The 22,550-nt window shown below is 66.5% G+C and carries 19 protein-coding genes; 5 read left to right on the top strand and 14 right to left on the bottom strand.

Annotated elements, in window-relative coordinates; all coding sequences use genetic code 11:
• Positions 1-176 precede the first annotated feature (176 nt).
• On the top strand, positions 177-503 hold the full coding sequence (locus ABD989_RS16920; protein ID WP_345314381.1) for a hypothetical protein: 327 nt from the start codon (positions 177-179) through the stop codon (positions 501-503).
• 27 nt (positions 504-530) lie between these two features.
• Here ABD989_RS16920 and ABD989_RS16915 read toward each other — a convergent pair whose 3' ends face one another.
• The 4 genes from ABD989_RS16915 to ABD989_RS16900 are packed head-to-tail and all read right to left on the bottom strand — an operon-like array spanning position 531 to position 4,286.
• Positions 531-1,289: a hypothetical protein gene (locus ABD989_RS16915; RefSeq protein WP_345314380.1), complete on the bottom strand. Its 759-nt coding sequence runs from the start codon at positions 1,287-1,289 to the stop codon at positions 531-533.
• Positions 1,286-2,251 (bottom strand): hypothetical protein, encoded by a 966-nt coding sequence (locus ABD989_RS16910; protein WP_345314379.1) that lies wholly within the window; start codon positions 2,249-2,251, stop codon positions 1,286-1,288. Before ABD989_RS16910 ends, ABD989_RS16915 begins: the two co-directional genes overlap by 4 nt.
• On the bottom strand, positions 2,248-3,435 hold the full coding sequence (locus ABD989_RS16905; protein ID WP_345314378.1) for a protein phosphatase 2C domain-containing protein: 1,188 nt from the start codon (positions 3,433-3,435) through the stop codon (positions 2,248-2,250). Before ABD989_RS16905 ends, ABD989_RS16910 begins: the two co-directional genes overlap by 4 nt.
• Positions 3,436-3,443: 8 nt before the next feature.
• The gene (locus ABD989_RS16900) at positions 3,444-4,286 is read right to left on the bottom strand and encodes a vWA domain-containing protein (RefSeq protein ID WP_345314377.1); all 843 of its coding nucleotides are present in this window, start codon (positions 4,284-4,286) and stop codon (positions 3,444-3,446) included.
• Positions 4,287-4,353: 67 nt separating this feature from the next.
• Here ABD989_RS16900 and ABD989_RS16895 point away from each other — a divergent pair, with 67 nt between their 5' ends.
• Positions 4,354-5,325: a hypothetical protein gene (locus ABD989_RS16895; protein ID WP_345314376.1), complete on the top strand. Its 972-nt coding sequence runs from the start codon at positions 4,354-4,356 to the stop codon at positions 5,323-5,325.
• A gap of 65 nt (positions 5,326-5,390) precedes the next feature.
• Here ABD989_RS16895 and ABD989_RS16890 read toward each other — a convergent pair whose 3' ends face one another.
• Together ABD989_RS16890 and ABD989_RS16885 are read right to left on the bottom strand one after the other, a co-directional pair.
• Positions 5,391-7,907 carry a hypothetical protein gene (locus ABD989_RS16890; protein WP_345314375.1) on the bottom strand — a complete coding sequence of 839 codons (2,517 nt, stop codon included), beginning with the start codon at positions 7,905-7,907 and terminating at the stop codon, positions 5,391-5,393.
• 287 nt (positions 7,908-8,194) lie between these two features.
• Positions 8,195-8,920 carry an MSMEG_1198 family transcriptional regulator gene (locus ABD989_RS16885; RefSeq protein ID WP_345314374.1) on the bottom strand — a complete coding sequence of 242 codons (726 nt, stop codon included), beginning with the start codon at positions 8,918-8,920 and terminating at the stop codon, positions 8,195-8,197.
• Positions 8,921-9,109: 189 nt separating this feature from the next.
• Here ABD989_RS16885 and ABD989_RS16880 point away from each other — a divergent pair, with 189 nt between their 5' ends.
• Positions 9,110-9,718, top strand: a complete 609-nt coding sequence (locus tag ABD989_RS16880; protein WP_345314373.1) for a helix-turn-helix transcriptional regulator — start codon at positions 9,110-9,112, stop codon at positions 9,716-9,718.
• A gap of 47 nt (positions 9,719-9,765) precedes the next feature.
• Here ABD989_RS16880 and ABD989_RS16875 read toward each other — a convergent pair whose 3' ends face one another.
• From ABD989_RS16875 to ABD989_RS16840, 8 genes are read right to left on the bottom strand one after another with little or no spacing between them, the layout of a single operon-like run.
• On the bottom strand, positions 9,766-12,114 hold the full coding sequence (locus ABD989_RS16875) for a hypothetical protein (RefSeq protein ID WP_345314372.1): 2,349 nt from the start codon (positions 12,112-12,114) through the stop codon (positions 9,766-9,768).
• The gene (locus tag ABD989_RS16870; protein WP_345314371.1) at positions 12,111-12,953 is read right to left on the bottom strand and encodes a hypothetical protein; all 843 of its coding nucleotides are present in this window, start codon (positions 12,951-12,953) and stop codon (positions 12,111-12,113) included. Before ABD989_RS16870 ends, ABD989_RS16875 begins: the two co-directional genes overlap by 4 nt.
• A 22-nt stretch (positions 12,954-12,975) precedes the next feature.
• Positions 12,976-14,862 (bottom strand): protein kinase domain-containing protein, encoded by a 1,887-nt coding sequence (locus ABD989_RS16865; RefSeq protein ID WP_345314370.1) that lies wholly within the window; start codon positions 14,860-14,862, stop codon positions 12,976-12,978.
• 28 nt (positions 14,863-14,890) lie between these two features.
• Positions 14,891-15,682: a PP2C family protein-serine/threonine phosphatase gene (locus tag ABD989_RS16860; RefSeq protein WP_345314369.1), complete on the bottom strand. Its 792-nt coding sequence runs from the start codon at positions 15,680-15,682 to the stop codon at positions 14,891-14,893.
• A complete protein-coding gene (locus tag ABD989_RS16855) occupies positions 15,682-16,170 on the bottom strand; it encodes an FHA domain-containing protein (protein ID WP_345314368.1) in 489 nt (162 codons plus the stop codon). Before ABD989_RS16855 ends, ABD989_RS16860 begins: the two co-directional genes overlap by 1 nt.
• A complete protein-coding gene (locus tag ABD989_RS16850; protein WP_345314367.1) occupies positions 16,167-16,826 on the bottom strand; it encodes a 4Fe-4S single cluster domain-containing protein in 660 nt (219 codons plus the stop codon). Before ABD989_RS16850 ends, ABD989_RS16855 begins: the two co-directional genes overlap by 4 nt.
• The gene (locus tag ABD989_RS16845) at positions 16,823-18,670 is read right to left on the bottom strand and encodes an AAA family ATPase (protein ID WP_345314366.1); all 1,848 of its coding nucleotides are present in this window, start codon (positions 18,668-18,670) and stop codon (positions 16,823-16,825) included. Before ABD989_RS16845 ends, ABD989_RS16850 begins: the two co-directional genes overlap by 4 nt.
• Positions 18,667-19,863: a hypothetical protein gene (locus tag ABD989_RS16840; protein WP_345314365.1), complete on the bottom strand. Its 1,197-nt coding sequence runs from the start codon at positions 19,861-19,863 to the stop codon at positions 18,667-18,669. Before ABD989_RS16840 ends, ABD989_RS16845 begins: the two co-directional genes overlap by 4 nt.
• A 178-nt stretch (positions 19,864-20,041) precedes the next feature.
• Here ABD989_RS16840 and ABD989_RS16835 point away from each other — a divergent pair, with 178 nt between their 5' ends.
• Both ABD989_RS16835 and ABD989_RS16830 read left to right on the top strand, forming a co-directional pair.
• Entirely contained in the window at positions 20,042-20,830 is a 789-nt protein-coding gene (locus ABD989_RS16835; RefSeq protein WP_345314364.1) for a hypothetical protein, read from the top strand.
• Between the two features lie 117 nt (positions 20,831-20,947).
• Complete coding sequence (locus ABD989_RS16830; protein ID WP_345314363.1) at positions 20,948-22,501, top strand: DUF4062 domain-containing protein; 1,554 nt, start codon at positions 20,948-20,950, stop codon at positions 22,499-22,501.
• The last annotated feature ends 49 nt before the right edge of the window (positions 22,502-22,550 follow it).

Here is a 22,550-nt window from a genome sequence, read left to right as displayed (position 1 = left end):
ACTCCATTCGAGGATTCTGTGGAAGGTGACTCGAAGGATCACACGGTGACCGCTTCCATGCCGACAGCCACACGCTGCCGGTCACAGTCCTGGTCACCGAGTTACACCACTCTATGGGGCACTACTGAACCACCAAGACTTTTCGCCTCGCCTACCACTTCGGCACGCCCCAGTTGATGGCCGATCTGATCGAGTCGGTACTGAATGCGGGTGTCTATCCGGCGCCGTCGATCAACCGAGATCAGAGCGACGAGGCGCCTTCTCCGGACGTCGATCCGCGTCGGCATCGTGGCGAGCAACTCGACGCGGAGGCTGCTCCGTTGGCGCTGAGCCACGGGGCTGCCGCGCTGCTGTCGACGTCGGTGTTGCCGGTGGCGCCGCCGCCCGCACTGGTCGACGGCACCGGGCGCGAGTTGCTGGGACTGCAACGGGCGATGGCGGCCAGGTTGGACCCGGATCTGGAACGAATCCTGAACGCGGCACCGCGGGTGGCGGCCTGGTGAACGGTCAGGCCACCGCGCTGCACTGCGTCAGGGGTTGCCGCCGCTGGCGTACTCGGTGGTGAAATCCGCGTCGGTCCCCGAGCGCTTGACTCGCGAACAGCGATCCGCCGTCGCGGGGCACCTGGTGGCGGGGTCGTCGCGAAGCTGACTGAGCAGAGTCGTGATGCCGTCGGATCGGATGGTGGTTGCCGCGGTCCGGAATGCATCACCGTAGTCGTCCGCGCGCTTGATGATGCGCTGACGCTGCGCCTCACTGCCGGGCACATACTGCAGCAGATAGAAGTAGGCGATGGCCTCGCAGAAGCCTTCCTCGAGGAGGCTGTGTCGGAGTCCGTAGCTCCGGGCGTAGGCGTGCCCCACTTCGTGGGCGAAGGTCTCGGCGCATTCTTCGGTGGTCAGTCCGCGTCGCAAGACCACCTCGATGGAGGTGGGCCGACCTTTGATCGAGCGGCTCGACGTCCAACCGAGGACGCCCTGGCCTTCGAAGGCGGTCGGACGGTCGGTGCCGTCCGAGATACGGAAGGTCGGTCGGACGGCGAAGGTGACGCCGACCTCGCTGAGTCGGGTCATGACCTCGGCCGCGATGCTGCGGGCCGTGTTGTCGTCCACGGCTTCGCCGCGGCAGCGCGTGCAGTAGCGGAAATTGTGCTCATGGTGCGGTGCCGGAGCAAAACAGAAGGTACACGTCGGCATGTCGGAGTGGCCGGTGCAGACCAGGACGCCACGGTAGTTACGCCACCGCCGAGTCAGTGCGACCGAGCAGATCGCGCACGTAGCCGTGGTCATGCCGCTCCCCCGAAACGGGACCAGTTCTGAACCAGATACTCCGAGGTCGGACGGCGCTCGGGTACCTCGTCGAGCATCATGAGTAAGAGTTTGGTCAACGGCTCCCCGAATGCTGCGACCATGCGGGGCCGCGCATTGATCGGCTCGTACATGAGTGGGGCGTCATCGGTCTCGTCGAACAAACGGACCATCACCAGCCCCATCTTGTAAATGTCCGTGGCTTGGGTCCGCAACCGCTGCCGAGCGACGAGGCTGTCGCGCTGGAGCCCGGACGCCGCGGCGATCTCGACGTCCAATTGCAGTGATTCGGGCAGTTCCCAGGTCGGAGTGTCGCCCTGCGGTACCGGAGGACTGCCGTGCTGGAAGCGGAACGAATCGACGTCGAGGAACTTCACCTGGTACGCGCCGCCGGGCAGTCCGTCGGGCACGCGATTCGGATTGGTCACCACGATGTTGTTGCCACTGACGTCGCCCACCACGAGGTTGTTGCGATGGACATGGTGGAGCGCGGTGATCAGTTGCCGAGCGAGGAGAGCGCGCTCACGCAGTGAGGGGACGGTCAGCGTTTGACGCTCGATGTGTTTCGGCGAAGCAAGCAGCTTCTTCAGGTTGAAGAGCAGTTCCTCGCCGTCGGACTCGAACCAGAAGGCAGGATTGGCTTTGCCCATGATCAGCCCGACCACCTGTTTGCCGTCGACGATCACGGCCTTGGGCCAGATCGTGCGGGCGAGCAGGCCGGTGCGTTGCTGGGGGTTCAGGCTGTCCGGATAGGCGACGAGGGTGGAGAGTCCGTTGTTCAGGGCGCTACCGAACCTGTCGAGAACCTTGCGCTCGTACTCCTTGTAGAGGACCTGACCGGTGACCTCCGGGTGGCAGAACAAGGGAGCCGAGTACAGCTGAGCCTGGCCGCCGTCGTCCACTTTGACGAGCCGACCGAGGTCACTCTTGTCGTAACGCCTCACGGGACGGTCCAGACGACGACAGCGGTCCGGTCGTCGTCGCCGACCGGGTTCATCAGCGAGGCCACTCGAATCAGTTGGGCCACATCGATCGGACCCGCGGACAGTTCGCGGTGCAGGTAGTAGGCCGGCATGGTGGCTCCGCCGGACAACATATCGCCGAAGCCGTCGGTGACCAGCACGAATGCTTGCCCGGGGCGCAGTGTGCCCCGGGAGATCGTTGGAGGATGTTCCGGCTCCTGCGGAAGTGGGACCACCGCGAAATCGGCCGGTGCATGTGCTTTCGACGGTTTCCCGTCTCGGACGGCGGCCCAACCGCGGTCTCGATCCAACAGAAATGAACTACCGTCGCCGGCCATCGAGGCGTGCACGAACGGATAACGGCCCGTCGAATCCGGGGCGGTGGCCACTAGCGCGATGTCGAGGGTGGTGGACATCTTTCGGGCGACGGCGGTGAGGTCGGCTTCCTGAGCGGCTTGCGACGATCCGGGCGGGGCGAGGACTTGGCGGGCGAACTTCTCCACGGTGGAGCGGCATTCCTCGCAGATGTCGATCCATTGCTGGGTAGTGGGTGGCACTCCGCCGCTCGCGGCGAGAAAATCCCGCATGATCAGAAACGCTTCGCTCACCGCTCGCTCTGCAGCGAGGTGAGACAGCGGTCCTTGCGAGACACCGTCGCCGACCGCGACGATCACCCAGTCGGCGGTGTGTCCGACGCTGTAAGCGTCTTGGCGGACGGCGGGCCGGAGTTCTCGGTAGTGGCTGATTCCACGGAGGGAGACGGCGCCCACCGCAACGGAGTGGTTCACATATCCGGAGTTCGCCGCCGCATCCGATGGCACCCCACCGCGGATCGAACCGATGGCAGTGGGCCGGACGTGATCGAGTCCATCGAGGTGCGGGTCGGAGGCCACGTGCGGCCGACCGGAATAGTGGCCCGTGGAGATCTCCGTCAGGACATGGCCGTCGGCCGGGTCGAGATGGATCCACTTCCGCTCGGATTCGACGGGGTGGACACCTGGTTCAGGGTGCAGTGCCGTCGCCGGGGGATCTACTGGCGCCGGGGTCGGCGCGGACGCGGGATCAGCGGACTCCGGTGCCACGGGCAGCGCGGGCGCTTCGTGACTCAGCGGTATCGCAGCGAAGGGATCCAGATCGGCGTCTGGGTCGAAGGAATGTGGGGTCATCCTCGGTGCTACTCGCCCAGCGCCCGGCCGAGCAGGTCATCGTCGCGGAATGCCTGCATCACGGCGTGCATGAAGGGGTCGTCCACGTCGTCGTTGCCGGCCTCGGTGCCGGTGTCGAGCGGCTTCTGAGCGGGTGCACCGCCGATGTTGTCGACGACCGTTTGGATGAAGGTGGAGAGCATGGTGGTGATGTACTCCGCCGACGTACGACCGGGCTCGTCCCGGCAGACCACAGAGAAGCCCTTGGGGCCGGTGTACTGGTCCAGGGTCTCGTGGGTCACTTCGGGTCCGACACCGAACATCACGATGCGGGGCGCCCAGTCGGCGACGGCCATGAGGGCGTCGAAGGCACGTTTGCGCTCGGTTGCGTCGCAGGTCGGTTCACCGTCGGTGATGAAGATGATGACGGGACGGTGCGTTCCCGTATTGGCTTCGTTGAGCGTGTGAAAATCGGCGATGAAGGTTTTCCGGAGGAGTTCGAATGCCGCCGTGTAATTCGTGAGTCCCTTCGGCTCGAGGTCGAGCTGGATGTCGTCTCCACCTGGCGCAAGGGGGGCGACAACCTGCGCCGTGTCGTTCATTGTGATGTAGCAGAATCGGGTCTTGGCGTCGATCACCGGGTCTTGCCGAGCAGCCTTGCGGACGGCGGGCGGGATGCTGTTGATGGCGTCGATCCGGCCGCCGTACTGCATGGAGGTGGAGGTATCCAGAAGGAAGTAGATGGGCAGTTTCAACCGCGCATCAGATTGCGTCTTCTGAGTGAGGTGACTCGCCATGAAATCGTCATCCTTATGTCGGTGTGCGGACTCACTCCACCTTAAGCGACCGGTCCGGAGGGTGGGGTCGGCCAAACGAGGTACGTGATGATCCGGGTGCAGCGCCTGCGTGCAGATACGGAAGGATGACGGAGTGACGTCGTTGAGGATTGCTGTCGTCGATGGGCCGGGTCTGAGCGGATTCGAATGGTCGGCGTTCCGCAAACGTGCGTGGGACGGCAGCGCCGCGGTGGTGGTGGTGTCCGGCCCCAACGGGGTGCAACTGCTCGGCGCGCTTCCCGCAGTGATGTGCCCTGACCAGCTGACCATGCCGAGCGCGGTGGACGACGTGCCGCGCGGCCGGGATCCGCTGGCGCAAGTGATTCTCGGGCAGATCCACACGTCGGGTGCCGTGTCGACGACGCTGGAGGTCTTCGGGACCAAAGAGACCAAGGACGTCGCGGATCAGTTCGGCCAGCTCGGCGACATCGTGGTGACGTGGCAGATGCAGGCGTCGTCGCCGACCTCGGTACCTCCGTCGGCGTCGAAGCCCCCGCAGACGCCGAAACCGTTCCCGAAGAAGGTCACGAAACCGGCCCCGAAACCGGCCCCGAAACCGGCCCCGAGACCGGCTCCCCCGAAGCCGGCTGCTTCACCGGCGCCTAGTGCGCCGCCCCCGAGTAGCGGATCGTCGACTCCGCGCCGTAGACGGTGGGCGCTGCTCGGCGCAGCCCTCCTTCGGGCCTTCGCTGTCGCATTCGTGGTGGGACTGTGGGTGTCGGACCCGGTTCTGAGTCTGGCCTCCGCGGCCCTGTGGGTGGCATTGCTCGTGGCGACGCCGCTTGTGCTTGCTGCACTGGCCTGGCCGAACTGGTCCGGGTGGCAGCTGATCGCTGCCAGCCTGGCCCTGATCCTGGCGGTGCCGCCGGTCACCAGGCTGTACGCAGAGCAAGATCCTGGGTGGGGAGAGAGCGTGCCGTGGCTGTCGGCGCCGTTCGGCTGGTTCGCCGACAGTGGCGCCGCGGTCGCCCAAAATGTTGAGGAGTGGCCATTCGGATTGTCGTACATCGCAGTGGGGGTGTGCGTGCTGATCTACTGCTTCGTGATCGGCTTGACAGTGAAGTGGGCGAAGTAGAGCGACCGCAGTCGCCGGGGCCCGCATGCGCTCCCCGCGTCGCTGGTCGACGGAGCGCCGCGGCGTCAGTCGTCGGCCGCTTCGACCTCAGGCAAGTATCCGTCGGCGAACGCGGCGGAACCGATTCGCCAGGTTCCGCCGGAATCGGACCGCATGACGTGGTCACCTTCGACGGCGATGTCGGGGTTGTCGTGGTGGCTCTCTATCGACCGGATCTCCTCGCCGGGAATGGCGCGTCGGCCCTGGGTGAAGCCGCGACGGCAGTAGATACCAGCGGCTTCATCGACAGGTGCGTAACTGGTGGCGAAGGCGTCGGGAACGATGGTTCGCCGCTGCCCGTCCGGGTTCTCGAGAAGCCAATCGCCGGGGAGGCCGATCTTCTCTCCGCCTTGATCGTCGTACCACTTGAGCGGACTGGTCAGTTTGGTGGCCTGGACCGTGCGTGCGGGGTTTCTTGGATACAGATGCCACTGTGGCATGGAGTGGAATCCCAAGACGTCGAGAACCTGCAGGATCCGCATGAAACTGAGCGTCGAGTAGTGGCGATGGCCGCGTGCGGTGTACTCGTCCCAACTGATGAGGTCGCTGCTGGTCCGAGTCTGAAATTCACGGACCTTTCGTTCGGTGTTCGAGGGGTAGTCTCCGACGTCCCCGAGTCGCCATCCGTGACTCTTGTGGAAGGCGACCCAGTCGGTATGCTCGGCGCAGATGATCTCTTCATATGCCTCGCGCTCAATGCCGGCCCGCCGGGCGATAGCGAAGCAGTTCTCCTCGGATTCGTCGACCGCGACATCGCCGATATCGGCCACGCCCACCGGGGCTCCGTCCGAATCCCATGTGCAGTCGGCGACGTCTTCAACGAGCCAGAGACCATTGAGGATCTCGCGGCGATTGGAACCGCGGAAGAACTCGTCGAGTTCGGCCCATGGTCGTGCGCTGGGCTTCGCTGGATCCTGGTCGATGCAGTAGAGCGAGTGCTTGAGCATCGCGGCCCGCTCCCACATGTCCTGGGGCATGTCGGGGTCCACATCGAGGGTGACCGGAAAGTTGACCAACTGCCCGACGATCGGCGTGGCGCTGGGACTGCCGACGGATGTGCCACCGACGTACATCGGCATTTTCGGGAAACGGCTGGCAAGGCGCGTGCCGTCGGTGAGGGACTCGGGTGTCGAACGCTCGAGTATGAGTGCGACTTCGTACTCGTTCGGACCGTCGTTCGCCGACGCCTCAAGTGGTTGGACGACTCGGCTGAGGGCGGTTTCGATTTCGTCGAACGTTGTCACGGACGGTTCGAGTTGAATGTCGAGCACCTCGCTGCGGTGGCGGTGGTGCTTCTGACGATGGGAGTGGTCGCGGACAGCCGAACGCGCCTCCGCACCGGTTACCACTATCCGAGGCGCCGGTGAAGCGACGGGTCGGCGCAGTGGGCGGCCGTCGTGATTGCGAGCGGCCAGACTGTTGAAGATGGCGTCGCCGAGGCGCCGCTCGCGTTCGTACTGTGCGAACTCCGCGAGGAGGGCGTAGGTCAGGGGCGCGCTGCACCCGATGTACACCACCTGCGGTGGTTCCTCGCGTTCGAGAATATTGCGGACGAGTCGTGCCGCGGTGAAGTCGTATCGGCCGACGGCGTCGGCAGCCCACCTACTGCGTTTGTCGGTCATGAGTTGGCGACGCCAGTGCTCGGCGTGCCACGGGTCGTCGATACGAACGATGAGCGGGACCCGGCCGCCGGAGTCGCGATGGGTGTGCTGGGCACGGACCGCGGCATCGATTTCATCGAATCGGCTGAAGTTCAGTTGCGGGTCGTCGGACAGTAGGTAGATACCCTTCGCTCGGTGCCAGATCTTCAGGGCCCCGAGGTTTCGAGTCTCGACGAGATCGAGTTCGAAGACGCGGGCACCGATTTCGCGAGCGGCGCGGACGCACGGGCGGTCCGCGTTGGAGGTCAGCACTACGAGCTTGCTCCGCGAGTCCTGGGTGGTTCGGATGGCTCGGATCATGCCGACGATGTCGTCCTCGACACCCACCACCACAGTCAGATCGCCGCCCAGCCGGACCCGCACGCGATCGATCTGTGAGCGAAACAGCTTAAGCCCCGCGGCGATAGCGGCGACGAGGAGGACGATGAGCGCGACGATCCGTGCGATGTCCAGTGCAACCGGGGACGACTCAGCGCACCGTCCGCCGGGGACGCCGTCGCCGCCGACGAAGAGAACGAGGGATCGATAGATCACCTCGAGCCGTTCGGAAGTCCCGCTGCCTTCGCAGTAGTAGAACGATGACAGGCTGAAGAGCAGCGCGATCGCGGTCAGCACGGCCAACACGATCGTCGTGGTTCCCTGCGGCAGTCGGCGCTGCTGCAGAAATCGGAACAGCAACGTCGCCGCGAAACAGGCCCCGAGGATCAATGCGGTTGAAGAATTGCCGGGAGCCCCGAACCAGGCGAGCCAGTGCGGGCTGAACCGGGTGCGCCACTCGGGTTGTAGCGCGATGGTCGTCAGCCAGACGACGATCAGCCCGGTGAGTACTGCCGCGATCCACGCAGCAGTCGCGTAGGCGCGTTCGTCGCGAGGCGATGACATACGCGATGTGCTGGCTGGGCCGGGTGAACGCCGATCCTGCTGCGCACCGGAGCGAGTGGGTCCAGCGAGGCTGGGGTTCATCGACGGCCTTTCGGAGAGTGCGTACGCGCAGATTATGTCCGATTCAGGGTGGCCGGAAAAGAGTCTCCGAACGATGTAATCCGAACGGGGATGTACCGCCGTCGCTATCGTGGTTCGTGGTTCGTGCTTCGCCTGCGTGACGTGCGTCGAAGCCGAGTGCTCCGAAGCAGCGACTCGACGTGCTCCACCGGGCCGCGTAGTCGCAGCTAAAGCACGTCGGCCTGGCCGTTCCGTCGGCACCAGCTGATGATGTACCGGGCGTGGAGACCGCACCAGCGATAGATGGAGCCTTGAGTGAGCGGCAGCCGTTCATCGTGTTCGCCGCGTGCCAACAGCATCGGTCCCAGGTAGTGGCTGGTCACCTTATTCGCTGTGCTCGACGAGACCTTGGCGACCGAGGCGAGGGAGGCGCCGTCCGAGGCGCGGCCGGAGGCAATGGCCCCGGCCAGTCGTGCAGCGGTTTCGCCGCGGCGGTCGGTGAAGAGTTCGTACAGCGGAGGACGCCCGGGGACAGCGGCCGTTGGCGGAGGGAGGCGACGTCCCAGCGCCGCCGACTGCAAGGCCTCCATGATCGTCGGCAGGCCGGCGGCCTTCGGCATCACGCCGAATACCTCGGGCCGTAAGCGTGCCTCCTCGAGGTGGTCGGTCTCCATGCTGTGCCCCTGTGTCGCGAGCAAAACGGGGGCCGTGCGTTGGGCTTGGTTCAGTCGATCGATCACGTCGAGGCCGTCGAACGTCCACTCCGTTTCTGGCCGATTCCAAATCAGGTCGGCAGCCACCACGTCGTACCGCACGGTGCCGGAAATGACAGAGGTCAGCTCGTCGTCGGTGGTGGCGACGGACACGGCGACGTTGTCAAAGCCCGCCTCGAGGGGGCCGGAGATCACTCGCCCGAGGGGCGAGGCGATGAGGATACGGAGCCGTGCAGACATGGTCTGAGCGTATTGCTCGCGCAGCAAAATGTGTAATCACGCATGACGAGCGGAGAAATGGGGAGTTTCTTGCTCGATTCCGTCGCAAGAGTGTCTCCCAGCATGCTGACCGCGCTTCCGCCACCGCCCAAACTGAGGACATTCCTTCGTGTACGGCATGGAGGGTCCGATGTGAAAGTGAGTGCGGGCATGGGGACAGTGCAGACAGTCGGCGTGGTGATGGAGCACGACCTTTCGGACCAAGCGATGATCGGCCTCGTCGGCCGGTGCGGCTATTCGGCAGTTCCGCTGGACTTCGAGCAGCCGCAGGAGGCCTCGACGGGAGCGCTCGGCGCCGTCCTGGTGCGGGATGTGGCACGGTTGGCGACGGTTGCCGCCGATGCACGCTGCGCCGGCGCGAGTGTGGCGATGGTGCTGGTGCATCACACGCAGCAGGAAGCCATGGTGCCGCGAGGGGTCACCGTGATTCCGGCGACCGACGATGCAACGAAGCACCTCCGCGAGTTCTTGTCGACCGCACTCGGCGCCCCGCAGCCGAAGGGGGCCGTGAAAATGAGCCGCCGCGAGCAAGAGGTGCTGACCACGTACGTGATGGGATCCACCGTCGAGGAAGCAGCGGCACAACACTATCTGGCAACGTCGACGGTGCGCACGCACTACCGGCGTGCCACTAATCGGTACACGGCGGCTGGTCGGCCGGTGGCCAACAAGGCCCACCTACTTCTGCAAATGGTGGCCGACGGCTGGATTCAGCTGCCCGAGCGTCCCGACCTGTCCGAAGATGAGACTGACGGCTAGGGGAAGCGGGCGGGCACGTATGCCGGCGAACCGGTGAAGAGGTCCGACTACTGTTCCTCGCTGTTCGGGCCGCGGGACAGGTAGTTGCCCGAGAAGTGCAGGCCGGGCACCAGCCACCGTTCGCCCAGCTCGCCCTGGACCAACCAGTTGCCCGGGCAGGCGGTGGCTTCGCCCTCGTCGGACACGACCACCTCGCCGGGGATCGCGCGTCGTGCGACGACCGATCCCATCCGGTAGAAGAGTTCGGGGTGTCCGTCCACCGGGCGGTATAGATGGGGAAATTTGTCGGCCGCCACCGACCGTTCGTTGCTGCCGTTGAGCTCGGTGACCCGCCAGTCGCCGGCGTCGCCGTGGAGCGTCTGGCCGTCCGTGGTCTTCCACGCCCAGGCCTCGTCCCGGCGCGCCGCGCGCACCATCTTGGTGGGGCGACGAGGATAGGTCCACCAGGTAGCGGAATCGTCTGAATCCGTACTGGGGAATGGTGAGGTGTTCCGCGGCACGATGGCGTACCCGGCCGCGGCGGCGATCGCCGGGTACGTCTCGGTGACGATGCGGCGGTTGTAGTTGGCGGTCGGGGTGTCGAGCTCGTCGAACGCGAGTTTGTCGACGCCCGAGTTGCTGTACGTCTTGGTGTGCTCCACCGGTGCGGGACGTCGGAGAAAACGCTGCAACCGGGTGAGCCGGCTGTGGTCCACCCACGTGCGAACACGCCAGTCCTCGTGCTCGGCTGCCGCGATCTGGTTGACGACGTCGTCCGGAAAGTCGGGGGCGACCGGCGGATTCGTCAGGTCCCGAGGACAGCGGACCAGCTCGTATCCGTGCTGATCCAGAAAGGTGAGCATGTTCTTCACTGCCGAATAGCTCGAGTAGCGGCCGCTGACTCCCTTCCGAACCTTGTGACGTGCGGCCGCAATCTCCTCCTCGGTTGCGGCGCCCTGAGCGCGGAGCCTGCGTACTGCGGCCTCGGCGGCCTCGGACACGGTGTCGCCGAGGGGAGCGCCGGGCTCCCACGCGACCACGGAGTAATCGCCGGCGAACATGAACTTGTGGGTCTGGTCGAACATCCGGGCCCACTGCAGGGTCACGGCGTCGACCACCAGGTTGGCGTCGAGACCCACCGTCACCGGATCGACGACCGCGACGGCGCCCTCGCTGTCGTCGGCGCCGGCCGCGCGAGCCGTCTCCTGATCGGCCACCAGAATCGTGAGTCCGGCGCGGTCCTGGGGGGCGGTGAGCTGGTCGTCGAGCATCTGAGTCACCGTCGCGGTGGGTGAGCCGGCGTAGATGCGGATGCCGAAGACGCGCTCCCGGTCTGCTGCCGGCGGCAGCGATTCGTCCGGGCCGAGTACTCGGATCGGCACGATCGGATTGAACAGACCGTCGGTCCGTTCGTCGCCGCGGAGGAACACCCGTCCCCACGACAACCGGGTGGCCCACAGCCGGATCGTTTCCGCCAGCCGGAACCAGGATTCGGAGTCGTAGGGGGTGAGCTCCACGTCGACGATCTCGATGAGCACCTCGTCGTAGTGCGTCGCGACGTCCTCCTCGTCGTTCACGAAGATCAGGCGCGGACCCGTGGTGACCTCGTCGATCAGGTGGCAGACTCGCTCGGCCACATTCTCCGACGGGCAGGTGACGTCCTCGTCGGGGAATGCCGAGCCGAGCTCGGTCGGGCGCAGGGCGCCGGCGAGCTGCGGGTCTTGGACCACGGCCAGCAGCGACCGAAACTCGTCGAGGTGGAGGCTGTCGCGATGCCTTGCGAGCGACTTGCGGATGCGCAGATTCTCGGATGCGGAGTCGGTGGCGATGACGACGTTGTGTGCACGCCGCGCGAGGCGGGTGAGGCCCGCGCTGGTCTCCGGGGCGTCGAAATTGGGCACCGTGAGCACCGGAACGGCGCCGTAGGCGGCCGCCGCTGCCGGGGTGTCTTCGCTGGTCGACACCAGGACGGTGCGGATCCGATGCGTGGCTGCCGACTGCACGATCGCGGTGGCCGTGGTGCCCGAACCGATCACGGTCAGCCGTGGCCGTGCGAACCAGACGCGGACGGCGTTGCGTGCGCGCCGGGTCATGACGATCACCAACGACGCTGCCGCGAAGAGGGTGATTCCGAAGGCGACGGTCAGCGGAATCGCGACCATCGTCGTCGGAATGGCGTCGAGTCCGGTGTCGTACTGCGGGGCGGGTATGCCCGGTGGGATGTAGCCGCCGGAGAATCCGACGAGCGTCGAGAGGATCCGCTCCCAGACGCCCGACTCGGGGAAGACGATCGTGAAGGCGGTGAACGTCCAGATGATGACCGCGACGACGAGGATTGTGGCGAGCCCGGGCAGAATCGATCGCAGGACGCGGGCGCGTCGTGCGCGGCGCTGGGCCGCCGTCAGTTCGGTGCTCACGGGCGCCACAGCTCCGGGTAGGCCGGGCTGACGCTGACCACCATGCCGGTGGAGGTCCGGGCGTAGAAGGTCACTTGATCCAGTGGGGCATCAATGATGTCCGAATTCTGGAGTGGCACGCGATTCAGGTCTGCGAACATCGCTGTTTCTCCGTTCTCTGTGGTGTTGGGCAGGAAGTGGGTGCCGTCGTCCGGGAGGTCGTAGTGGCTGATGACTTCTTTGTTTTTGTACAGGCTCACGCGGCGACAGCCGGAATGCGTGGAGCCCTCCGGGGTGCCACGAAACAGCTGCCACACCTGCACGTCGGCGCCCTCGGCAGGCCGGATGGGGATGCGGACCGCCTCGCCGCAGTCGTAGTACCTGTCGGCGAAGTTGAACCCCTGGCCCATCACGTTCTCGTACATCAACCGGGGCACGGCGAAGACGAGCACGACGACGGCCGCGACCCCGGCGACGATGGCCAGGCTGACGGTCCGTCCTCGTCCGTCCCACGGCCACCGCGCGATGATCGCCACCACGCCCAGAAGGACGACCCCGGACAGCACCACGATCAGCGTCCAACCGATATGGAGGGCGATCTGGCCCATGGAAGGGCCGTCGTACCAGGCCCAGATGCCGAGGCCGACGGTGGCCACGGCGGCGACCGCCGCGAGCCGACGGCCCCACGTCACGGTCTGCTCGTCGTACCGGATCGCCGTGCGGCGTCGTTCCTCAGCAGCCGTTGCGCGCGCGGCTTCGGCGGCCTGTAATTGCTCGGCCTGCACTTCGCGGGCCTCGGCTGCTGCCATGGGTGCAAGGGCTGCCCCGGCGATGAGTCGAGCGAGGTCGGAATTCGTCATGATGCCTTCGGCGGATCGACGGTCAACCGGCCAGAAGCCGCTGGAACCAGCCGACTTCGCGAGCCTCGGGTGAGCTGTCGATGCGCTGCTGCAGGGCCGTGCGAACCTGGTCGGCGACACCGGCGGTCGCGGCCAGCGCCGGGCTGTAGACCAGTCGTGCCAACATCCGCTGCTCGGCACCGTCGTAGCCGCTGGCGCGCTCCTCGGCGCGCTGCAGTTCCTGGTACTGGCCGGTCTCGCGGATCCGGTCCACCGCTCGTGCGGTCAGGTCGGTCCATTCGGCGTCGATCACCACGAAGCCGGGCCGGTGTGCCGCACTGTCCAGTGCGTCGATCAGCCCGCTGCCGTGCAGATCGCGGACCAAGCCGAGAGCGTTCTGGTCGGTGGCGGCGCTCTGCGCGACCCGGACGAGGTCGGCGCGACCGTTCAGGGCGAAGCCGTTGAGCGACAACGCCTGTGCCGGATCGAGCTGGGAGATGAAGTACAGCGCGCGGAACGGCGGCGACCAGCTGGTCTGGTACTTGGAGAACGGAAAGTCGCGTTCGCCGAATTCGGACTGGACCCAATGCATGAGCTTGGCGCCGCCCTGTCCGCTGAGGTTTCGGGCGAAACCGTCGAGATCCCGAGCGCCGGCGGCGGCCACGTCAGCCGGTGTGTACAGCTCGCCGGACTGTGCGAAGGCGTACGGGTGGGTGGCGCGGAGCTTGGTCGGTCCGGAGCCGCCGGACTCCGGAGAACTCGACACCGTCTCGGAGTGGATCTGGGGCGACTCGCCGCGCAGCCACTGCTGCACCTCGTCGTGGCCCCAGCGTTGATCGGGGTCGCGGGTCAGGAGTCCCCGGGTGATGAGCGTCCACCGGTCGCGCAACGCCTGGCCGGTCTGCGGGTCCGGACCCTCGAGCCAGGGAATGGAGTCGAAACGGTCGAGGGAGATCGCCTTGCTGGCAAGGGTGTCGAGGATGATGTGGTCGGGCATGTGGCGACCGTCGGGGTAGGTGAAGTAGTCGCGGCCGACGATCGCGCGGAACAGGATCATGCCGAGGCTCCACCAGTCCGCCTCCAGTGACGTCCGGTGCACGGCTCCCGGGGCGCTGTAACTGAGGGTGCCGCGTCCGGTATTCGAGACGCGGGACCGATTGTGCATCTGCATGCTCAACCCGAAGTCGGTCAGGACGAGGTCGAAGGGACGGGACGGATTGCGGACCAGGACGTTCTCCGGCTTGATGTCGCCGTGCACCATTCGCTGCGGGGAATCGGGCCGCTGAATGGCGTGCAACGCATCGGTGAGCTCGCCGAGGATGAGCATCATCAGGTCGTGCCCCGGCGTGCGGCTGTCCGGCAACTGATCGAGCAGGTCGGCGAGCGTGCCTGCTGCACAGAACTCCATGACGTCGTAGAACCGACCGTCCGGGTCTCGACGACGTCGATAGACCTGCACGGCGTGCTCGTACGGGAACTGCGCGGCGAATTCATGGGTGCCGAACTCGATCGCGAACTCGGGATCCCGGTGATAGACCTTGACCGCGAACTGTTGTCCCTGCCGGATCAGGCCGCCCGTATCGCTGCACAGGAACACGCGGCCTTCGCCTCCGGTGCCCAGCTCCCCGACGATCTGCATGCCGTGGTGGAGCTCGGAGGGGAGCGGGGTCCAACCGCCCGCGGCTGGGCGCGGCGGGGGAGCCGCACCGTCCATGGTGGTGGACGGGGGCTGGTGACCGCCGGGGCCGTCCATCCGGGTGCGGGGAGGCTGGTGGCTGCCCGTTCCGTCCATGCGCGTGCGCGGTGGTTGGTGGCCGGCAGGCCCGTCCATGCGGGTGCGCGGAGGTTGGTGGACGGCGGGCCCGTCCATCCGGGTCGGGGGTGGACGGCGGCCGTCGTCGGCGTTGTCGAAACGGGTGGGTCCGGGCATGTGTGAGTCCTCGATGGGGAGTTCGGAGTCAGGGCTGGGGTCGGACAGGAGCCAGCCGCAGGTGGACGGCGGTGGCGTTGTCGCCGCCACCACCGGCCAGAGCCAGCTGAACCAGTCGATCCGGGAGCGGGACGGGGGTGTCCGTGCGGGCCAGTTCGGTGCCGACGGCGTCGGGGCCGGCGTACTCCCAGATGCCGTCGGAGCAGAGCACGATCCCGGATTCGTCGATCACGGTGGGATAGAAGGTGGGCGACAGGACGACGCGGCGCCCGCCGCCGAGCGCCTGGGTCAGTCCGCCGGTGCCGGGGTTGCGATGGTCGACGGTGAGCTGCGCTTCGTATCCGGACTCCATGCCGTAGGCGCGAGCGTCGCCGACATTCGCGACGAGCACCGATCCGTCGATCCGCACATAGGCGGCGGCGACGGTGGTGCCGAGGCCGTGCAGATCCGGGTAGCGATCGGAGAGGTCGTTCAGCTCGTCGGCGACTCGCTGATAGAGGCTGCGGACGGTCTCCTCGTCGTAGATCCCGCTCTCGGGAAGGCTCGACGTTCGTTGTGCCGCAATCGAACTCGCCTCCGCGCCGCCGGCATGGCCGCCCATGCCGTCGCAGACGACGACGGCCTGCGGCTGGTTCAGCGGAAGCGCGAGATGGAGGCTGCGCGGAGTGTCGCCCTGCAGGGTGAAACCGTTGAGGCCCACGGCGTCCTCGTTGTGCTCGCGAACCAAGCCGGTGCTCGACGCGATGGAGACGAGAAGGGTCCGGGGCGGTGGCGGAGGTGGCGGTGGGGCCGCATGCGGCGGGCCGGCCGGTCCGGTCATCACGATTCCTTTCGGAGCCCGACGGGCACGTCGGCGGCCAACCGGAGGGACTGCCCGTCGGCGATCTCGTACTCCTGGTTGGTCGGGATCCGCACACCGTCGATGAACGTGCCGTTCCCCGAATCGGTGTCCTGGATGTAGATGCGCCCGTCGGCGAAACGCAGCATGGCGTGCACCCGGGAGACGTTCGTCGCGTTCTCCAGCGCCTCGGCGATCGAGCCGAAGCGCAGGTCCCGGCCCAGGCCGATCTGCTCGTCGTCGGCCACCGTGAAGTCACGACCGCACACGGTGATGACGAGTCGAGTCGACGGTGTGGGTGTCGAGGGTTCCGGGGCGGTAGGCACGCCGGGCGCGGCGGCAGCGGGCGGCGGCGTGCTCGGCGTGTCGTCCGCCGGGGTGCCCAGCTCGTGCCCGCACCGACGGCACTGGACCTCCGTCGTCGGGTCGTACTCCTGCCCGCAGTTGTTCTCGCAAAGAAGCAGACTCACGACAGCCATGACCTCCGGGTGATCTCGACGCCCTGGCGGGCCAGGGCGGTTTCCATGCGTTGCAGGTCGCCGGGGCGGGGGATGCCCACCAACCAGATGGTGCCGTCCTCGACGCACACGCCGACGGTGTCGCGCTGATCGCCGTAGACGTCGTCGACCTCGTCGGGCGGATAGCGTCGTCGACCCAGGTCGCTGAGCGGGGTCACCACCTGGTTCGACGACCCGCGCAACGCGAGATGGTCGGTGGTCGCGTCGGCCAGGAACGGTTCGCTGATCACCACGTCGGCGAGTTCGTCCAGGCGCGGCATGCGGGTGCGGGCTTCGTCGAGGGAGCGGCCGGTGTAGACCAGAACGTCCCAGTCGGCGCGATCGGCGGTCAACGCGCGGATTCCGGTGAGCAGCTCGGTCAGTGCTTCCGGCTGATCGGTGGGCTCCCCGCCGGACACGGTCAAGCCGTCGGATCCGGGCAGGTGGCCGGCGATCTCGTCGAGCACCGTGCCCAGGTCCGCCTGGTGCTCGGGCCGGGCCGCCCAGGTGTCCACCGAGACGCAGCCGGGGCAATGGACGGTGCAGCCCTGCAGCCACACACCGATGCGGCGTCCGGTCCCGAGGTTGGTCACCGGGAAGTGCACGCGGGAGAGCGCTAGGGAGGTCATCGGAAGATCACTCGCCAACCCTCGTCGCCGTGTTCGAAGCCCTCGATGGTCATGGCGGCGGGAAACGGATCCTGCTCGAAGAGTGCCCGCGCCAGCGGATTGATCAGGATGGACTCCATGGCGTTGTTGATGCCGCGGCCACCGAAGTCGAGCTTCTTGCAGGCTTCGACGGTCATCATGGCCCGGGCCTCGGGACTGAATTCCACTGCGGTGCCGGTCATTTCGCGGACTCGTTCCACCACGTTGCCGGCCACCTTCTCCACCAGTTGCGCGCCGACTTCGTCGGAGATGAAGTCGAAGACCACGATGTTGTCGCCGATGCGGTTCAGCAGTTCGGGGCGGCCGATCTCGGTGGTGAAGTGCTCGGCGACCTTGGTTCGGATCAGCGTTTCGACCGCGGCGTAGTCGGCGCCGCGTTGCACCACGGGCACACGGACGCCGTCCGGTCCCTGGGTGTACACGCCGAGGTTCGAGGTGAACACGATGAGCGACTCGGAGAAGTACACGGTGGAGCCGTTGCCGTCGGTCAGCCGGCCGTCTTCGAGGATCTGCAAGAACTTGTCGAGGATCCGCGGGTGGGCCTTCTCGACCTCGTCGAACAGGATGAGTCGGAACGGGTCCTGCCGAACGGAGTTGGTCAGCTCGCCGCCTGCGCTGTGGCCGATGTAGCCGGGCGGCGAGCCGATCAGGCGAGCCTCGGAATGCTCGGACGAGAACTCGCTCATGTCGAAGCGGAGGAAGGCGTCTTTCCGGCCGAAGATGAGTTGCGCCATGGACTTCGCGAGTTCGGTCTTGCCGACACCGGTGGGGCCGGCGAAGAAGAGCACACCCTGGGGACGGCTGCTGGAACTGCTCGACTGCGCACCGGTGAGGCCGATGGCCGATCGCATGAGGATGTCGGCCGACTTGCGGATGGCGGCGGGCTGGCCGAAGACGTCGCCGGACAGTTTGGCCGTCGCACTGCGGAGCTTGGCGCGCAGCGCGGTGTCTTGCCACGGATTGTCGGGAATGCCGACGCGGTAGGTGCGTATGGCGTCGGCGATGTCGTTGGCGGCGATCCCGCGGTCGATGGCGAGCCGGTTGATCTCGGCGATGGATCGCTGGCTCAACCCGGTGGTCTGGCTGGCGTAGGTGTCCACCGCCTTCGCGGTGTCGGGATCGAGTTCGGCGGTGAGCGGAATCGGTTGAGGCAGAAGGGAGTTGGTGAGCAGGCGGGTGTGCAGGTGGCGGTCGGTGTGCGAAGGCATCGGGACCGAGATGACCCGCATCTGGTCGCCGGCCACCAACCAGTGCGGCAGATCGCCTTCGCGGTCGAGCATCCAGAAGACGGTGTTGTACAGACCCTGCTGGTGGCCGGCGACGCGGCGTCGGGGGGCCGTGTTCATTCCGTGCTCGGCTGCGACGAGTAGTTCGTGGTACTCCTCGCTGATCGATTCCGGATCGGTACGGAGGCGAGAGGCGCTCTCGATGATGAGGCAGCATTCGCGGTCCGACTCGATCACGGCTTTCAGCAGTGCTCGCAAGATGGTGAGGCGGTGCGCATCGGTACCGGCCGCGTTGGTCGCCGCCGCGACTAATGTTGTTGCGGCGCCGTCTTCTTCGTGGATCACTTCGGGGCCGTCGGCCAGGCTGTAGACGATCACGTTGCGATGTCCGGTGCGTGCCAGCGCCTCGCTCAGGGCCTCGGTGACGGTGACCGTTTTGATCGGCGGCCGCATCGGGTCGTCGTTCGGTAGCAGGATGAGGTCCCGGATGTTCCCGGTCAACGCGACCTGAGGATTCGCGGCGAGAGCGATCTCCACCTCGCGCAGCCACGTGGGGATCTGTGCCAGCGGTGCGGTCATTGAGCGCCTCCGCGCTGTTGCGGCCGGCGACGTCGGACGGGCTCGGTCCGTTGCTGCGACCGGGTGGTCGGCTGCTCGGTGCGCGCTTCACCGGAATCGCCCAGTTCGGCGGGTTGCACCAGGCCGGCGGGAATCTTTCGGACGCGGCCGTGACCGACACCGGCGTCGTCCAGGCTCGTGAGCAACTGGTCGAGGTCGCCGCACAGAGCTTGGTCGGCGGCGCGGTTCTCGGCCGGGGTGCTCGCAGCTCCGGGAGTGAGGACGGTTTCCAAACCGATCTCACCGCCGGTGACGTTGATACGCACCGCATGTTTGCTCGAATGCGGCTGCCGGACGACGGTGCCCGGGGTGGCGACGGCGACGTCGACCGGCGTGTAACCGAGTTCGGCGAGGGCATTCTTCACCTCGGCGAGAACCAGACGTCGATCGCTCTCGTCGGATTCGGCGGCGCTCTGCTCGGTGATCGCCGCGCGGATGTGATCCAGCGCGACTGCGATGTCTGCCCCGTCGTCGAGGAGGCGTTCGACGCCGTCCAACTCGGCGAGCAGCGAGTCGGGATCGAGCAGGGCGCCGGTCGCGGTCCGGAGTTCGGCCAGCTCGGCGCGTTGGGTGCGCACCTGCGTCGCTGCGCGTTCGGCCTGGCGGTCGGCGGCGGCAATCGCGCTGGAGAGTCCGCTCAGCGACATGCGGGCTTCCTCGGCCGTGCCGCAGGCCAGCGCGCTCTTCGCAATGGCCTGGACTTCGGGAGTGAGGTTGCGTGCGGAGCGGAGCCGCTCGGCGACGTCGCGGGAATGAGCGTCGGTGTCGAAGGCCGCGCGCTGCGGTGGGGCGGCGGTTTCGCGGGTTCGGCTCGCGGTAGCCCGTGTGGCGTCGTCCTCGGCGACGAGACGTGCGAGCTCGTCGTCGACGTCGAACGTGACTGCCTGCACGGCGCGACGGCCGAGGGCTGCCTCGAGTACCTCCTCCGCGGCCCGTAACTGTGCCTCGACCTGCGAGCATGCCGCTTGGACGGCGACGGAATTCCCGGGTGGGTTGGCCGGCACAGCCACGTTCGGGACGGAGACGCCGTGGAGTGCACCGCGTTGCTGAAGGTGCTTATTGCGGGCGGCGAGTCCGATCATCCGGCGCCGAGCACTTTCCAGTGCACGCCTCTCCTGGGCGATCTGGTACTCGATGCCTTTTGGTCCGCTCAAGGATTCTCCAACGAAGTCGGTGCCGCTCGGCCTCCGCGATCGGCCGCCGTTTCAGCGTAGGACAGAACAGTGCGGACCCGGGAGGTCCTGGGGACAGATTCGCCCAGATGGACGACCGACGAGAGCGATTCGAGTCGATACGATCACCAGGAAACCGGGCGAACGGAGAGGTTGGCGCATGGAGATCGTCGGCGCATTCGCTGTGCTGGCGTCCATGATCGCCGTCTTCTGGGTGATGTTCAAGGGCGTCGGCAAGTATCCCGGTCGGAAGATCTCGGGCGTCGAATCAGATCGACGGGACCCCGGCGATCTCCGGTGGATCGTCGCGGCGATGGGTGGCCTGGCCCTCGGTACCGCGTACGGCGAGCTGTATTCGAATGCGGGCACCGAGTCCGGTGTCGCGATCGGACTCTTCCTCGGCGTGCTGGTGCTTTTGCCGTCTGTGGCCGGCGAGCTGGTGAACGCGGGAATCAACGCGGCTGCGGGACTGATCGCCGTCTGGGGACTCGGTCGGCTGATCGCCGGGTCCGGCGACTTCGACGTACTCGGCGTGGCCTACCGGATCGTTCTGGTGGTGACCCTCGTGGCGGCGTTCTCGTTGGGCGTCTTGTGGTCGGGTCACGTCAAGTCGTTCCTGCGGGTCGGGGGACTCGGGCTGTTCGGGGTGGTCGAGGTGATCGGCTTCCTGATCTCGCCGCAGGGGCACGACACCTTGAACATCGAGGGCTCAGTGCTGCTGTCCGCGTTCTACGTCGTGGTCGCCGCGGGTCTGGCACTTCTCGTCGGAATCGCGGTCTCGCCGTATGTGCTGGGGGTGTTGGTGATCGCGGTGGCGGTGGTCCAGTGGCTTGGCGCCTCCGTGTACGGCGACGCCGCCTCAGCGTGGATCGGCACCGTCGCCGCAGTCCTCGGCGGTGGGATCGCCTTCTTCGGATCGAAGATCTTCGGTCTGCGCTCGCGCGCGTAAGCGCTCTGCTGGAGCCGATTCTTCCCGCGGGCTGTTCAGTCGTTTGGGGGATGGCTGGTGGTGTTTGTCGGCTCCTAGTGTTGAGGGATTCGTGTCCGTTTTGCCCAGGAGTTTGTGATGGCTGTGGTTCCGGTGTTCGTGTCGTCGACGTTTCGTGATTTTCATGTGGAGCGGGATGTGTTGGCGGGGCCGGTGCGGGAGCGGCTGGATGAGTTGGTGGCGTCGTTGGGTGTGCGGGTGGAGTTGATTGATTTGCGGTGGGGTGTGGACACGCTCGGGGTTTCGGAGGATGACGCGGCACGCCGGGTGCTGGATGTGTGTTTGCGGGAGGTGCAGCGGGCGCGGCCATTGTTCGTGGGGTTTGTGGGGGACCGGTTTGGGTTTGTGCCGGAGGTGACGCACGCGCGGGCGGTCGCCAAATCGGCGGGTGTGCCGGAGTCGCAGTCGGTGGAGGGGTTGTCGGTGACGGCGTTGGAGTTCGGTTTCGGTTTGTTGTGGGACAGCGCCCCCGACGGCGATCACGTGGTGGTTTTCCGTGACGTGGTGGGGCAGGTTCCGGCGGATTGGGCTGACGCTGATCGTGGTGCGGTGCAGGCGTTCCGGGAGGAGGTCGCGGCCGGGGTGGCTGATCGTAGCGATGTGGTGGTCGCCGATTACACGGTGTCGGTGGAGGGGGGTGTGGCGGATTTGGGTGCGGTCACAACTGGTGGTGGTCGCATGAGTTTTGAAGATTTGATGGTGGGTTTGTTGTCGGGGCCGGTGGTCCGGAAAGCGGAGGACCTCGCGCGCCTGGAGGCCGAGGCCGGGGTTGGGGTGTCGGGGAGTGAGCGTTTGTTTCGTGATGATCACGCGATCGTGGTGGGCCGGGATGTGATGGTCGCTGAGGTTGTGGAGTCGGTGGCGGCGGGTGGGCGTGTCGTGTTGGTGGGGGAGTCGGGTTCGGGGAAGTCGACGGTGGTGTGTGCGGCGGAGAAGGTGTTGCGGGCTCGGGGTGTGGTGGTGGTGTCGTCGTTGTTGGGGGCGAGCACGGTGGGTGTGTCGGGGCGATTGTTGGTGGAGGTTCTTGCGGCGCAGTTGTCGTCGTGGACTGGCCGCGATCTGGAGGTGCCGTCTGAGGGTGGTGTGGAGGAGTTGTCGCGGTGGTGGCGTGATGTTTTGGCGGACACGGTGGCGGTTTTCGGGGGGTTCGTCATGGTGGTGGATGCGTTGGATGGGTTTGTGAGTGAGCCGGAACGGTCGGATGTGTGGCCGGTCCGCGGGTTGCCGGTTGGGGTGGGGTTGTTGGTGTCGACGACGGTGCCCGACCACGCCCAGATCCTCGAGCACGAAGGCGCGGACCCGGTCAGGGTCGGCTTGCTGCCGGGCGCAGTAGCGGCGGAGGCCGCTAATGCGTGGACCCAGGCGTCGGGGCGGCAGTTGCCGGCCTCGGTGCTGAGTGTGATCGGCACTCAGGTGCGGTCCCCGTTGTGGGTGCGACTGGTCGTGGACTTGCTGGGCGATTTGGATGCGGACGATTTCGCGGCGATCGCGCAGGCACCGGATCAGGCGCAGGCGATCGCGGACTTGTTGTTGGCGCAGGCCCGGAGTTTGCCGTGTCAAGCCCCGGGTTTCTTGGAGACTGATTTAGTTGGTTTCCTTGGTTGCCAGAGCCGAGTTGGCCTGGACGTGTGATCGGCCTGCAGTGGCCGTGTCAGGCGGCGTTCTTGTCGTCGGCTGCTTG

Origin of the sequence: Gordonia alkaliphila (assembly GCF_039542465.1) — a bacterium.
Lineage (GTDB): Bacteria > Actinomycetota > Actinomycetes > Mycobacteriales > Mycobacteriaceae > Gordonia > Gordonia alkaliphila.
The sequence above is the reverse complement of the archived record's forward strand: the minus strand, read 5'-3'. Positions and strand labels throughout refer to the sequence as shown.

Excerpts from the sequence above, each read along its gene's own strand:
- ABD989_RS16905 (WP_345314378.1), bottom strand. The coding sequence starts at position 3,435 with ATGACCCCACATTCCTTCGACCCAGACGCCGATCTGGATCCCTTCGCT.
- ABD989_RS16865 (WP_345314370.1), bottom strand. The coding sequence starts at position 14,862 with ATGCCCGGACCCACCCGTTTCGACAACGCCGACGACGGCCGCCGTCCA.
- ABD989_RS16890 (WP_345314375.1), bottom strand. The coding sequence starts at position 7,907 with ATGTCATCGCCTCGCGACGAACGCGCCTACGCGACTGCTGCGTGGATC.
- ABD989_RS16870 (WP_345314371.1), bottom strand. The coding sequence starts at position 12,953 with ATGACGAATTCCGACCTCGCTCGACTCATCGCCGGGGCAGCCCTTGCA.
- ABD989_RS16845 (WP_345314366.1), bottom strand. The coding sequence starts at position 18,670 with ATGACCGCACCGCTGGCACAGATCCCCACGTGGCTGCGCGAGGTGGAG.
- ABD989_RS16920 (WP_345314381.1), top strand. The coding sequence starts at position 177 with ATGGCCGATCTGATCGAGTCGGTACTGAATGCGGGTGTCTATCCGGCG.
- ABD989_RS16915 (WP_345314380.1), bottom strand. The coding sequence starts at position 1,289 with ATGACCACGGCTACGTGCGCGATCTGCTCGGTCGCACTGACTCGGCGG.
- ABD989_RS16835 (WP_345314364.1), top strand. The coding sequence starts at position 20,042 with ATGGAGATCGTCGGCGCATTCGCTGTGCTGGCGTCCATGATCGCCGTC.
- ABD989_RS16860 (WP_345314369.1), bottom strand. The coding sequence starts at position 15,682 with ATGACCGGACCGGCCGGCCCGCCGCATGCGGCCCCACCGCCACCTCCG.
- ABD989_RS16850 (WP_345314367.1), bottom strand. The coding sequence starts at position 16,826 with ATGACCTCCCTAGCGCTCTCCCGCGTGCACTTCCCGGTGACCAACCTC.
- ABD989_RS16880 (WP_345314373.1), top strand. The coding sequence starts at position 9,110 with ATGGGGACAGTGCAGACAGTCGGCGTGGTGATGGAGCACGACCTTTCG.
- ABD989_RS16830 (WP_345314363.1), top strand. The coding sequence starts at position 20,948 with ATGGCTGTGGTTCCGGTGTTCGTGTCGTCGACGTTTCGTGATTTTCAT.
- ABD989_RS16885 (WP_345314374.1), bottom strand. The coding sequence starts at position 8,920 with ATGTCTGCACGGCTCCGTATCCTCATCGCCTCGCCCCTCGGGCGAGTG.